Here is a 13,960-nt window from a genome sequence, read left to right on the forward strand (position 1 = left end):
GCCGATAGCCTGTGGCGGGAAAAAGGGCCGAATATGTGGCCCTCTTGCTATCGAGATTGGTTCAGGCCTTGAAATCCAGCTTGGCCTCACAAGCGCCGATCGAGGCCGGCAGCAGCGGTTTGCGGATGCGTTGACCGAACTGCCGCTTGAAGCCGAAGACGTTGCCGATCAGGCTCTTGGTGTAGAGGCCGGGACCGCTGGAATAGATGCGCCAGCCACCGTCGACGGCGATATCGCCCGCCTTGACGCGCGCCCATTCCGACGAAGCCTCATAACGGTCGGCGAAGGCGGCATCGCTGCTGCTGAAATAGGTGTTGCGCTGGCGCAGCGACGCGTGTTCCACCCGGCCGCTGACGGCGATCGGGTTGGCAAGCGCCAGGGCCGCCCATACAGCCTCGGCATCATCGTCGAGCGCGAGGGCTTCGCAATAGCGCAGATGCGCATGCACATACATGAGCCCGATCTCGCGGCCGAAGAAGGACGAGGATTCGGCACGTCGGAAGAGCTTTTCGGGGCCGCCGGAATAGGTCGCCGGCTTTTCCATCAGCCGCACACCATCCGGGAAGAGCAGGTTTTCGCGGATGAGCTTCATGTGGGCGTGGCGCTGATCGGGCGTGAATAGGCCGCCGATCATCGGTTGCGTCATGGCAATCAGCGAATAGTGCAGGCCGGTCCTGGTATCTTCGGGATGCAGCAGCAATTCCACGCCGTCATGGCTCGGATCGAAGACGCCATAGCCGGCGACGATGCCGTCGCGCATCAGCAGACGGTTGAAATCGGCGCGCATGGCGACCGCGGTCGCCTGCAGCGACTGCGCTTCCTCATTGCGGCTGGCAAGCGTCAGGATGCCGGCATAGCGCACCAGCTGTTCGTAAAGCAGGGATACGGTCCAGCTGCTCACCATCCAGTCGCGCAGATGCGGATCGGCCGGTTGCAGGCTGTCGTTCCAGTCGCCTTCACCGTAGCGGATGAGGCTTGTGCCGGGCACGAAGCGGCTGCGCACGGTGTCCAGCAGCTTTTCGACGTGATCGGAGATCGTGGCGTGCTCGGAGGTCAACTGCATGGTGTCGTCGGCGCGCCAGGGCACCGTTTCGGCGAGGAGGGTGATGTCGCCAGTCGCCTCGATATAGTCGCAGAGCGCCTTCAGCGGCCAGACGACGATATCGCCATGTGCTTCGCCGGCGCGGATATTGGCGTAGGGCTCCAGCATGAACCATTGCGGCCAGTCGCCGCGATCGCGGTACTGTTCCGAAAAGAGCGTGGAGAGTATCTGTCGGACTTCTTCGTCATGCTCGTAGGCGAGCAGGAATTCGATCGGCCCCTGGCAGACGTCGCGCGTTCCCCAGGCAGCACCTGTATATTGTTCGAGCCCGTGCGGCACGCTCAGGTGGACGATGGCGTCATGCGCGATCCAGGGCAGCATGACGGCCTGAGCCACCACATCGCGACCATCGCCTTCGATGCGCGCATTGCGCGTCACGTGGCTCCAGAAGCGATGCGCCGGCGCCAGCATCTCGTCGCTTTCGACACCGGCGCTGTAGCGCGCGGCAAGCGCTTCTGCGGCGTCCGGATCGGTCATCGATCCCGTCACGGCAAAGCGCAGGGCCTTCGTCGGGTGCGATCTCAGGGCGATGAACGGGCCGTTGCGGCTCGTGTCGTCGCTATAAAGTAGTTCGTCGCCGCCAATGGCCTCGAATGCATCCGGCGTCGAGGTGACGAGGTGATAGCCGGCCTTCGGATAGCGATCCCAGAGCCAGGACGGCTGCGGGCGGAAGGAGATGCGCTTGGCGGCCGTATCGATCGCTATGTTCGCCATGGCCTCATAGTCGCGCTCGCCGAGCACGATGTGGCCGAACACGACGAAACGGCAGGCATCGCCGTCGACCGAAACGCTCCATTGCATGGCCGGGTCATCGCCGGAGGCGATTGCCGATACCGTGATGGTTCGGCCGGGAAGCTTGTAGATCCAGCGCGTATCGCTCAAGCCCATCTCGAAGGCGGCGGGTACGCCAAGCAGGCGCCAGCCATCGCCGAGGTCGACAAGGATGCGCAAGCCGCTCGACCGCGTCAGATTGTACGGATCGCGGGAAACCGAGAAGAGCTTGTGGAAGGACGTATTGCCGATGGTCAGCTGTGCGGCGAATATGCCCTGCATCCAGCAGGTAGCGGCGAGCGTCTGGTCGTCGAGCAGCATGTTCTGCCCGCTGCGGACGATTGCGCCGTGACGGCGCGCCACAAGCCGCTCTTTTTCGCGCAGCACGATATGCCTGTTGTGTTGCCCATCCGACACGAAGAAGGAAATCAGCTTCCCGTCGACATGTTCTTCCAGCATGCGTTTGGGATAGAGCGCATCGATCGCGGCTTGGTCCAGGCCGTCACTCTCGGCAAGCGGCGCATCCTGCATAAGGCTGCGCGCCGACGGCGCGGCTGATATCGTGCCAATTGCCAACTCGTCCTGTAGCCTCGGCAAGTCGTCGAGGTGGGCAAGGTCGGCATCGCTGGAGGCAGCCGGATGATCGGCGATGAAGAGGCCGAAGAAGGTCGTCGTGCCCGATGCGCCGGGTTCAAGTGAAAGCGGCTTCGACTGGATTGCCGGGCAGGCGACTTCGTGCTGGCGGCGCGTGCTCGGCAGGCTGGTGCCGAAATCCGGCACCATGACGCCATCATTGCCTTTGGACGGCACGAGGAGCTGAATGGCATCGGTGGCGTAAGCCGCGGTACCTTCAAGGCAGCCCTGTGCGAGCCACGGATTTCGTCCGCCGCCCTGCTTTAGGTTCTGCCGGTTCATAATAACAGGGCCGAAGGCGACATGGTCGCCAATGTGATGATCGATATATTGCGAGGCATAGGCTTCGCTGTTCATGAGGAAGCCGCGGTCGCCGATGCCGACATCCTGAACAAGAACGAGATCGGCGGAAAGGGCTGCATTGGTGCTGTTTTCCAGCGACACCTGCCAGAACCATGCGGTCTGGCTCGGATGCAGCCGCAGGCTGACCGTGTGCCGGACGCCAGCCGTCCCTCCGCTCCAGGAAAACCCACCCTTGCCATGCGCGAACTCTACCGCAGCCTTTGGACCGACGATTTCAGCCGTTGCCGGCGTGGCACCGCCGACGCGCAGATAGAGCCGGCCGATGCCGCCGTAAACAGGCGACCCGAGCACCTGATTGATCATGATGCCGCCCTGCTGGTCGGCAAAATCGATCGAAAACAGCGTACCGTTCGGAAGAACCGACGCTGAAAGACCGGCTGTGTTGCCAAGGGTGACAAGGCCAAGTTCTTCGCGACGAGGCGTTTGAAAGCTGCGATTGGTTTCCGAGGGCATAAGCGTGGTCTCGCTGATTCATGGGTCGGATGAGGGCACTAGATCACAAGGCGGTGCCAGATCATAGGAGGCATTTTCCTATTCGCGCGTGCGATCACCGGCGATGGCGTGCGGACGATATCGGGACATATCCGGCGCGATGCGCCGGATATACTGATCGAAGGGATCTCCAGTTTCAGTGATGCGGAGGCTCGGCAATCTGATTGGCCGTCCGCAGGACGGTCGACAGGTCGGCGTCGTCGAAGGCGTCCTTGGAGATGCCTTTCACCTTGAAACTCCTGCTTTCGCCGGGTGCGAGATTGACGAGCATGTCGTCGACCTCGGCATTCGGGCTGATGCGGTCGACGAACAGGCAGACGTCGCGCAGAAGTGACTGGGCAGTGATGGTGACGGTGATCCCATCCGGTGTATGGGCGCTCTCGATGTCGAAGCGCGGCTTCGGATATTGCAGCTTCATATCCTTCTCGAAGAACCACCAGGCTTCGGCATCCCCGAGGCGAGCGCGAAGGAATTCCCGGCGTGGGTCGCCAGGGGTCGCAACCTCCGCCGGGATCTCGATATCGGTGTTCTCGAAGCGATCGCACAGGATGCGCCAGACGTGGTGGCGGGCAAGCAGCGTGCCGTTGAAATCGAAGCGTTCGACGGTGAAGGGCACGCGCCAGAACAGGGTTGCGTCGTTGACGGCGACCGCAGCCAGGCCATCGCCGCGCGGCTGGATGGTGAGAAGATGCGGCGCATAGCTATGCTTCAGGGCATACCATAGCGGCTTCTTCCGGCCGGCGCCATCGACGGCCGCCCAGGAGGTGACGGGCCAGCAATCGTTGAGCTGCCAGACGATGGTGCCCATGCAGGTCGGCCGATGCGAGCGCATGTGATCGATGCCGTAGCTGATCGCGCGTGCCTGGTTGAGTTGGGTGACGAAGAGCCAGTCGTCAAAATTTTGCGGGTGAGGAAACCAGCCTTCCAACCCTTGCAGCAGCTTGTCGTTGCCGCCGGTTGCCTTCTGGTGATGCAGGACTGCAGGAGAGGCCGGCGCGCGGTCCTTTTCGCGCACAGACTGAGCGAGCGTTGCAAAGGTCGGTGGCGCCTGCCATCCGAATTCCGAGCAGAAGCGCGGGAAATAATTGCGGTAGGTCTCGTATCCCACCTCGTTCCAGACATCCCAAATATGTCTGCAGCCATGTTCGTCGGCGTTCGGCGCGATCTCCATCGAGCCGGAATAGGGGCTGCCGGGCCAATAAGGGCGGGTCGGATCGATCTCGGCCACCAGCTTCGGCAGGAGGTCGAGATAATAGCCGGCGCCCCAGGGGCGGTTGCCGAGCACATCCTGCCAGCCCCAGTCGAAATAGCCCCAGATGTTTTCGTTGTTACCGTTCCAGATGACAAGCGAGGCATAGGGCATGAGCCTGGCGATCGCTTCGCGCGCTTCTGCCTCGATCTCGCTGTAGACGGGCTCTTCTTCGGGATAGGTGGCGCAGGCAAACAGGAAATCCTGCCAGACCATGATGCCGGCGGCATCGCATTCCTCGTAGAAGGTATCGGTCTCATAAATGCCACCGCCCCAGACGCGCAGCATGTTCATATTGGCGTCGCGGGCCTGGGCAATCCGTTCCCGGTAGCGTTCGCGTGTGACACGCGGCAGGAAGCAATCGTCCGGAATCCAGTTTGCGCCGCGGGCAAAGACCGGCACGTCGTTGACGACGAGGGTGAAGGCGGAGCCGATCTCGTCCGGCGTCGTATCGAGCCGCACGGAACGGAAACCGACGCGGCGCTTCCAGCCATCGAGTGCTGCTCCATCCGAGCCGAGCAGCTGCAGATCGAGATCGTAAAGCGGCTGGCCGCCCATGCCGTACGGCCACCAGACCTGGGGATTGTCGATGCGGCATTCGATCAGGGCATGGGTCTCCCCTTGCGCGACGCGAACCTCAGCGCGCTTGCCGCCGATGGACAAGACGAGCGCTACGCTGTCCGTGCCCGTCTCCGCCCATTCGACCTCGACATGCAGACGGGCAACGCCCTGACTGCCCTGCAGCGTGATTTCCGGGCGGATGGCTCCGAGGCGCGCCTTCGACCAGCTCTCGATGACGATCGGTTTCCAGACACCCGAGGTGACGACGGTCGGACCCCAGTCCCAGCCGAAATTGCAGGCCATCTTGCGGATAAGATTGCTCGGGCCAGGGTAATTCTGCGGGATATCGGCGGCGCTGCCGAGCTGCTTGCGCACGTCCTCGCCATGCTCGTAGGCCGATTGGAAATCGACGATCAGTTCGTTGCGGCCATTTTTCAGGTGATCGGCAATGTCGAAGCGATAGCTGCGATGCATGTTGCGCGTTTCGCCAAGCACCGTGCCGTTCAGCTCCAGGCGCGCCGCCGTATCGAGGCCGAGGCATGAGAGATCGATGCGTTCGGCGTCCTCGCCGTCCCAGTCGAATGGCAGGCGATAGCGCCAGGCGGAGCGGCCGATCCAGTCCTGCGAGATCTCGTTGACGTCGAGATAGGGGTCGGTGATCAACTGCGCGGCCATCAGATCGAGATGAACGTTGCCCGGGACTGTGGCGGGGATCGAATTGGGGAGCGAAGGAGCGCTGGAGGGTGCGCGCAGCCGCGAGATGGTCCAGCCGGTGTCGAGCGTCTGTCTTTTCATGTCATGTGTCCGTTATGAAATGGATGCCTCAAACAGCCTTTGGCGCGATGAATTGCAGGCCTGCCTGCAGGTGGCGGTTCATGTGATAGGCGTAGGCGATTCGATCCCGTTGTTCCAACGCTTCGATGATGGTGCGATGTTCATCATAGGCGCTGTCCACCGCTTCGCGAGAGCGCTTGCCTGCCTCCATCAGCCGCTGCAACAATGGCTGCAGAATGCCATAGACTTGTGACAGGGTCTGATTGCGGGCAAAGCCGACAAGGGTGGCGTGAAATGTGAAATCGAGTTCGGCAGCCTCAGCCAGTTCCGGCGCGTCTCTCATCCGATCGTTAATCGCATGGAGCTTGCCGATGGCGGCATTATCGATGGTTTCGAACAGAAGGTCGCTGAGATTGACCTCGATCAGGCGACGAAACCCCTGAATGTCGAGAAAGCTTTCCGCCGATATGTCGATGGCGAAGGAGAAGAGATCCATCAGCGCCTGCTGGCGACGGTCGGTAATCACCGCGCCGACCTTCTGGCGGCTTTCGACAATGCCATAGGCCTTCAGGATGCGGATCGCCTCGCGCACCGTGTTGCGGCTGGCGCCGAACATGGAGGCAAGCTCGGCTTCCGAAGGCAGGGCGTCTCCAAGACCGAGATTGCGCTCGCGCATCAACCGCCGCAGCGCGTCGACGACGTGATCGACTGCGGACCCTTTATCCTCGATGTCAGCAGTCTCCGCCACCGGCATTCCTCCGTTGGTGAAATCATATTGTTGGTCAATAAAGGGTGTCAAGCGACACAACATCATAGACTTTTCCCCTTTCGGCGGTATTTTGACCGACAAATGGAGGGATGTCGCATGGAAAGCTGCTGGCGCTGGTTTGGCCCGAAGGATCTCGTTCCACTCTCGCATGCCCGCCAGGCGGGAGCGACTGGCATCGTCACCGCGCTTCACGAAGTTTCGCATTCGCGCGTCTGGACGCCGGCCGAAATCGAGGCGCGAAAGGCGCTGATCGAGGCGGCCGGACTGCGCTGGAGCGTCTGCGAATCGATCCCTGTTCCCAACGCCATCAAGCTTGGCGGCGCCGGGGCAAAGGCGGCGATCGGCGTCTGGAAGGATAGCCTCGCCAATCTGGCACGCTCCGGCATCAGGACGATTTGCTACAATTTCATGCCGGTCGTGGACTGGACGCGCACCGATCTGCGCTTTGCAATGCCGACCACCGCTCTTGCCCTGCGGTTCGATATGGTTGAGTTCGTTGCCTATGACGTCTTCGTACTGGGCAGGAGGGGCGCCGAAGGAAATTATGCGCCGGAGTTGGTGCGGCGCGCCGAGGAGCGGCTGAAGGGGTTTACGCCGGAAGCCGTGCAGACCCTGGAGAACAATATCATCGCCGGCCTTCCCGGCGGTGAGGACAGTTATGGCCGTGAAGCCATCCGTTCGGCAATCGCGCTCTTCGACGGCATGGCGGCTGACGATCTTCAAGCCAATCTCGATGCTTTCCTGCAGGAGGTCGTGCCGGTGGCGGCTGAACTTGGCGCCCGCCTTGCGATCCACCCCGACGATCCCCCAATTTCGCTTTTCGGCCTGCCGCGCGTGGTGTCGACGGCAGCGGATCTGCGCCGCATCCTTGGCTGTGTCGATGATCCTGCCAACGGCCTGACGCTCTGCGTGGGATCGCTTGGTTCGCGTGCCGACAATGACGTGCTGGCGATAGCCCGCGAATTCGCCGCGCGCATCAATTTCGCGCATCTGCGCGATGTTGCGATCGAAGCCGATGGTTCCTTCGTGGAGGCTTCCCATCTGGAGGGGCGCAGCGACATGTTTGCCATTCTTCGCGTGCTGCTGGCCGAGGAGGCGCGTCGCCGCGGAGAGGGCCGCGAGGATCATCTGATCCCGATGCGGCCGGATCATGGGCATCTTATCGGTGATGATATCAACAAGCCGACCAACCCCGGCTATTCCCTCATCGGGCGGCTGAAGGGGCTTGGCGAGCTTCATGGCATCATTCACGCGATCGGCAAAGCGGGGTTTTGAATTTCGGCGCGCATCTCGTGATTTTGGCGATACCTGGTATCAGGAATAAAGCCTGCCGTTGCACACGCGGTAGGCTTTTGCCTAAAGTTTAGTCTTGTTATAATTTTGATTTTATTTAGCTTTTTCGTCTATTACTGTCCAATTCTCAGGTCTTTGAACTCGAATTGGCAAGGTCGACCTTCCTATGCATTCCGTTTGGCTCGACGCCCCGAACGATGATTTTCGGTCGCTATTCAAGACGCATCCGTCGCCGATGTGGGTCTATGATCCGCAGACGTTGCGATTTCTGATCGTCAACGACGCCGCACGCGATCTCTACGGCTATAGCCATGCCGCCTTTGCGGAGATGACCGTGCTCGACATCAGGCCATCCGGGGAGCGGGAGCGCATGCTGGATGCAGTACAGCACCGCACCGACATGGAGACGGCGCAACGTTGGACACACCTGAAGGCCGACGGCGGGACATTCGAGGTTCTGACCTATGGGCGCGAGATCCGCTTCGACGGCAAGGTGGCGATCCTGGCGATCGTGCAGGACCGTACCGAGGTCAATGCCGCGCAGCGACAGGTCGACGCCACTCAATCATTGCTCGACAGCATCGTCGACAATCTCCCCGTCGGTGTCTTCGTCAAGGACATGGAGCGGGATGGCCGCTATATCCTGTTCAACGAGGCGTGTGGCGGCATCGTCGGGCAGGCGGCCAAGGATGTCATCGGCATGTCCGACAGGGCCATATTTTCCGACGAGCAGACGGCGATTTTCCGAGAACAGGACAAGCTTGCCTTCGAGACGGAGGCAACCGTCTACTTCGAGGAAACCATCCATACGGTGGATGGAGCCACACGCATCCTGAAGACGGCGAAGCGGGCGCTTCCCGCACCGTCGGGGCAAGCGTTGCGCTATCTTCTCGGTATTTCCCAGGATGTCACCGAGGAGCGCAGCGTCGAGGCGAGGCTCGCGCATCTCGCCATGCATGATTCCCTGACCGGCCTGCCGAACCGGGCGTTCTTTTCCGAGAGTATCGTGCGGCAGGTGGCGGCCGCGACGCCGGAAAGGCCGATCGCGCTGCTCTACATCGATGTCGATCACTTCAAGCATATCAACGACAGCAAGGGCCATGCGGCGGGCGACATGCTCCTGCGGCAGGTCGCCGAGCGTCTTCAGCAGCTCGCGGAGAAGAGCGATCTGGTCGCGCGCCTCGGCGGCGACGAGTTCGCGCTGGTTCTGCGGATGACGGATCAAGGGCGGGCGCAGCGCTTCGCCGATCTGCTGCTGCTTTCGCTGTCGGCGCCTTTCGATCTCGATGGCGTGCGGGAACATGTGACCTGCAGCATCGGCATTGCCATGGCGCCCGAACACGGGACCGATGCCGATGTCCTGATGCGCGATGCGGATCTTGCGCTTTACGCGGCCAAGGGCAGCGGCCGGTCGACCTATCGTTTCTATCAGAGGGAAATGCGGCTGGAGGCGGAACGGCGCTACCAGCTCACATTGGAGCTGCGGGAGGCGCTGCAGAACAATGAGTTCGAGCTCCACTATCAGCCGATCATCCGGCTGGACAAGGATGCTCTTTCCGGCTTCGAGGCGCTGATCCGCTGGCGCCATCCCAAGCGTGGGCTCATTTCGCCGGCGGAATTCATCCCCGTTGCCGAGGAAACGGGGATGATCGTGCCGATCGGCGACTGGGTGCTGCGGGAAGCTTGCCGGACTGCCACGCAATGGCCTGGAAACCTGAGGGTTGCCATCAACCTCTCGGTCTATCAGTTTCGTCATGCGGCCCTGCTTGCCACCGTCGTCTCGGCGCTGGAGGAGACGGGCCTTTGCCCTGGGCGCTTGGAGATCGAGGTCACGGAATCCATCCTGCTTTCCGAGGTCGAGCAAAGCCTCTCGCTGTTGCGTGCCTTAAAGGAGCTTGGCATCCGCATCGCGATCGATGATTTCGGCACGGGCTATTCCTCGCTCAGCTATCTGCGCTCCTTCTCCTTCGACAAGATCAAGCTCGACCGTAGCTTCGTTGCCGGCATGGATGCCGATCCAGGTAACCTCGCAATCGTCCGGGCTGTGGTCGGCATTGCCTCCGGCTTCAATGCCGTAACCTTGGCCGAAGGCATCGAGACGGAGGCGCAATTGGCGAAATTGCGGGCCGAGGGCTATCACGAGGTGCAGGGCTTCCTGCTTGGACGTCCAATGTCGCAGGAGGATGCTCTGGCGCGAATTCTCTGCGAAATCCCTTCCGTCCGGACTTCGCGCGCCCGAAAGTCGGCGCACGCCTGAGCTTGAAACGGCCGATTTGCGCGGCAAAAAAATAATTCAGAAAAATCGACTCCTGTTGTCGGATCGCGCTATCTATCCGCGTCCTTGGGTCAGCCCCCGACAAGGCGCAATGCGAAAACCGTTCTCAAGGAGACGAATATGAGTGATGCAGCAGATCAAACGCAGTCCCAGCAACCCCGCGTGCCGGTGCGCGGCGGCGTAGTGGCCTATCTTACGGTCGATGGTGCTGTGAAGGCGGCGGAATTCTACAAGCGTGCGTTTGGGGCAGAAGAGGCTTTCATGTTCCCGGTCGATGAAAAGGGCCGGACGATGCACATCCATCTTTATATCAACGGCAGCTCGGTCATGCTTGGCGACGCCTATCCCGAATATGGACATGCACTGGAAAAGCCGCAGTCCTTCGTGATGCAGCTTGTTGTCGAAGATTTCGATGCGTGGTGGAAACGCGCCGTCGACGCGGGCCTGGAAGTCGTCGTCGAACCGCAGGTGATGTTCTGGGGCGATCGCTGGGGCCAGATGCGCGATCCCTTCGGCGTTACCTGGGCCATGAACGCGCCCGTCAACGGCTGACGCCGTCGTGTCCTCGGTGCGGAGAATGCGCCGAGGACATCACCTCGATATGATTTCGGGATTTCTATTCCGCGAGCAGGGTTCGGGTCAGGGAATGGCCGGCATCCATAAGGCCGTCCAACACCGTATAATGATGCTTGTCGGGCTCGACCACCGCCTCCGTCGCGACGCCGAGACCGGTCCAGATATTGGCGAGCAGAGCATTTTGACGAATAAATTCGGCTCGCTCGGCGCCGCCGACCCAGCAGGTGAGACCGATGGCGGCGATTGGCTCCAGCAACGCCGGACTTTCGGCCCCTGCCTCGGCATCGTCGATCCGAAGCTCCTTGTTCATCTTGCGCTTCATAATCGGGCGCAGATCATGCACCCCGGAAATCGCAAGCACATGGCGGATGCGCTTGATGACCGGTTCGCCAAGCGGCGTTGTCGTCGTCATCATGCGGGCGACGAGCTGGCCGCCGGCAGAATGCCCCGTCAGCACAATGGGGCCATCGACCAGCCCGGCGGCTGTGGTAATCGCTGCCGCGATCTCCTTGCCGATCCCACCTATGCGATTGTCCGGGCAAAGCGTGTAGGAGGGGATTGCGACGGCATAGCCGGCGGCGATCGAGCCGGCGGCAAGGTGAGACCAGTAGCTCTTGTCCAGCTGCAGCCAATAGCCGCCATGGACGAAAACCACCAATCCTTTCGGTTGACCTTCGGGCAGAAAGAGATCGAGGCGATTGCGCTCCGCTGGGCCGTAGGCGAGATCGAGCCTTGCGCGTCCGGCCGCCGTCAGGCCGTCGCGGAAGGACTTTGCGGGCTCGACCCAGGCTGCCGGCCATCGGTCGCCGTCGACGATATAGGCGCCGTTCGTATAGGCGCTCTCCCAATCGGTGACCTTGAAATAGCTCATGTCCGCCTCCCGTTTCCGACTGCCGATATTCGATGTCAGGTCACTGCAGAACGCACCGCAAAGCGTGCTTCCTTCCACGATCCGCTGCTGAGGATCTCTTCCAATACTGTAGCCGCCCGCCAGGCATCGCGGTAGGAGACATAGAGTGGCGTGAAGCCGAAGCGCAATGTCGAGGGGGCGCGGAAATCGCCGATGACACCGCGCTCGATCAGCGCCTGCATGACCTCATAGGCATTGCTATGGATGAAAGAGACCTGGCTGCCCCGCTTCTCGCTGTCGCGCGTGGTCTCCAGTTCGACGCCATATTGGCCGCATTTCGCTTCGACCAGCCGGATGAAGAGATCGGTAAGCGCGATGCTCTTCCGGCGCAGCGCGTTCATGTCGACTTCGTCCCAGATCGATAAGGCGCCCTTCAGCGCCCGCAGCGACAGGATCGGCTGCGTCCCGCAGAGGAAGCGCTTGATTCCGGCGTCGCCATCGAAACTCCGCTCGAAGGCAAAGGGGCGGGCATGGCTCCACCAGCCGCTGAGCGGCTGGACGATCGATGCGTGATGGCGCTTTGCCGCATAGATGAAGGCCGGCGCACCCGGACCGCCATTCAGATATTTGTAAGTGCAGCCGACGGCGAAATCAGCACCCGCGCCGTCGAGATCGACGGGCAGGGCGCCGGCGCTGTGGCACAGATCCCAGATGACGAGGGCACCCGCCGCCTGGATGCGCTTCGTCAGCGCCGCCATGTCGCGCAGTTCGCCGCTCTTGTAGTTGACGTGATTGATGAGGACCACGGCGACGTTGTCATCGATCAGCTCTTCGATGGTGCCGGCATCGCGTCCCTCGAGGCGGAGGGTGACGCCCGGCCGGGTCGAGACAACCCCTTCCGCCATGTAGAGATCGGTCGGGAAGCTATCGCCTTCCGCGACGATGACGTTGCGGTCGGGACGCATTGCCAGCGCGGCGTGCAGGGTCTTGTAGATATTGATCGAGGTCGAGTCGGTGACAACGGTCTGGCCCTCGGCTGCGCCAATCAGCCGGCCGATGCGATCGCCGAGCTCGAGCGGCAAATGAAACCAGCCGGCGCTGTTCCAGCTGCGGATCAGGCCATTGCCCCATTCCTCCATGGCGGCCTGGCGCACTTCGGCAAAGACCTCGTGCGAGGCGGCACCAAGCGAATTGCCATCGAGATAGATGACGCCGGCGGGCAGGGCGAAGCGGCTGCGAAAGGCGCGCATCGGGTCGGCCTCGTCCATGGCCTCGACGGCGGCGAGATCGGGTAGGCTATCCATAATGTCGTTGCCTCTTAAATCTTATTCGCGAATGGTTTCTCTGGTGGCCGCCCCGCCGCGGCTGCGGCGGATGCTAGGCAGCGCCAGCATGATGAGCACGAACAGGCCGGTTGCGAGCTTCAGATTCGGCGGTGGCATACCGGCGGCAAGGCAGAGCGATACGAGCTGGTAATAGATGATGGAGCCGACGAAGGGCGCCAGTAACTGCCGGAGCACGGTCTGCTTACCGGTGAAGGCTTCTCCGATCATGAGCGCGGCAAGGCCGTTGATCAGGATGCCGATGCCCATGTTGACGTCGGCAAAGCCCTGCGACTGAACCATGAGCGCGCCGCCGGCGGCGGAAAAGGCGCTGGCGATGCCGACGCCGCCGATCGTGGCTGCCCAGACATTGATGCCCTGCGCCTCGGCCATGTCGGGATTGGAGCCGACGGCACGCATGGCCGTGCCCTTTTCCGTCTTGAAATAGAGATTGAGGGCGATCAGGACGATGACGGCGAGCAGGCCGGCAACGACGATCTTGCTTGCCGGGAAGCCTGCCTCGGTGAAGGGCACCCAGTCGAATACCGTTGGCGAGCCGAAGACCGAGAGGTTCGATTTGCCCATGATGCCGAGATTGACGCTATAGAGCATGGTCGACATCAGAATGCCGGCGAGCAGCGTATGAATGCGGAAACGCAGGTGGATGATGGCGGTGCAGCAGCCAGCCGCAAGGCCGACGACGAAGGCGACGGCAATCGCGAGCGGCGGCGCGACGCCGGCGGCCAGCAATATGCCGCAGACGCAGCCGCCGAGCGGAAAAGCGCCCTCGCTCGTCAGGTCCGGAAAACTCAGCATCCGGAAGGGGATCATGATCCCGAGAACGACGAAGCTTAGGATGAAGCTCTGCGCCAGAGTGACTGGGATGAGCGAGATGAAGCTCGAAGCGGTTGTCTGAATGAAATCCATCAT

General features: G+C 61.7%; 9 protein-coding genes. 3 read left to right on the forward strand and 6 right to left on the reverse strand.

Features of this window, described 5'->3' with window-relative positions:
• Nucleotides 1-61: 61 nt before the first annotated feature.
• The 3 genes from BJ928_RS09720 to BJ928_RS09730 form a co-directional block, all read right to left on the reverse strand.
• Nucleotides 62-3,322 carry a cellobiose phosphorylase gene (locus BJ928_RS09720; RefSeq protein WP_047631695.1) on the reverse strand — a complete coding sequence of 1,087 codons (3,261 nt, stop codon included), beginning with the start codon at nt 3,320-3,322 and terminating at the stop codon, nt 62-64.
• Between the two features lie 175 nt (nt 3,323-3,497).
• Entirely contained in the window at nt 3,498-5,966 is a 2,469-nt protein-coding gene (locus tag BJ928_RS09725) for a glycoside hydrolase family 2 protein (protein WP_047631694.1), read from the reverse strand.
• A gap of 28 nt (nt 5,967-5,994) precedes the next feature.
• Nucleotides 5,995-6,693, reverse strand: a complete 699-nt coding sequence (locus BJ928_RS09730) for an FCD domain-containing protein (protein ID WP_245432269.1) — start codon at nt 6,691-6,693, stop codon at nt 5,995-5,997.
• A gap of 117 nt (nt 6,694-6,810) precedes the next feature.
• Between BJ928_RS09730 and uxuA the strand changes: the two genes are divergently transcribed.
• From uxuA to BJ928_RS09745, 3 genes are all read left to right on the forward strand, one after another.
• Nucleotides 6,811-7,989: a mannonate dehydratase gene (uxuA, locus tag BJ928_RS09735; RefSeq protein ID WP_047631692.1), complete on the forward strand. Its 1,179-nt coding sequence runs from the start codon at nt 6,811-6,813 to the stop codon at nt 7,987-7,989.
• A gap of 184 nt (nt 7,990-8,173) precedes the next feature.
• Nucleotides 8,174-10,264, forward strand: a complete 2,091-nt coding sequence (locus BJ928_RS09740) for a bifunctional diguanylate cyclase/phosphodiesterase (protein ID WP_047631691.1) — start codon at nt 8,174-8,176, stop codon at nt 10,262-10,264.
• A 138-nt stretch (nt 10,265-10,402) separates the two neighbouring features.
• On the forward strand, nt 10,403-10,834 hold the full coding sequence (locus BJ928_RS09745; protein WP_047631690.1) for a glyoxalase/bleomycin resistance/extradiol dioxygenase family protein: 432 nt from the start codon (nt 10,403-10,405) through the stop codon (nt 10,832-10,834).
• A 64-nt stretch (nt 10,835-10,898) separates the two neighbouring features.
• On the opposite strand, the gene BJ928_RS09750 is transcribed toward BJ928_RS09745, so the two are convergent.
• The 3 genes from BJ928_RS09750 to BJ928_RS09760 are packed head-to-tail and all read right to left on the reverse strand — an operon-like array spanning nt 10,899 to nt 13,957.
• A complete protein-coding gene (locus BJ928_RS09750) occupies nt 10,899-11,729 on the reverse strand; it encodes an alpha/beta hydrolase (RefSeq protein WP_047631689.1) in 831 nt (276 codons plus the stop codon).
• Nucleotides 11,730-11,764: 35 nt separating this feature from the next.
• Nucleotides 11,765-13,012, reverse strand: a complete 1,248-nt coding sequence (gene kynU / locus BJ928_RS09755; RefSeq protein WP_047631688.1) for a kynureninase — start codon at nt 13,010-13,012, stop codon at nt 11,765-11,767.
• A gap of 21 nt (nt 13,013-13,033) precedes the next feature.
• Complete coding sequence (locus BJ928_RS09760; RefSeq protein WP_047631914.1) at nt 13,034-13,957, reverse strand: ABC transporter permease; 924 nt, start codon at nt 13,955-13,957, stop codon at nt 13,034-13,036.
• Nucleotides 13,958-13,960 lie beyond the last annotated feature (3 nt).

The organism is Rhizobium sp. WW_1, from assembly GCF_003610155.1.
GTDB lineage: Bacteria > Pseudomonadota > Alphaproteobacteria > Rhizobiales > Rhizobiaceae > Rhizobium > Rhizobium tropici_A.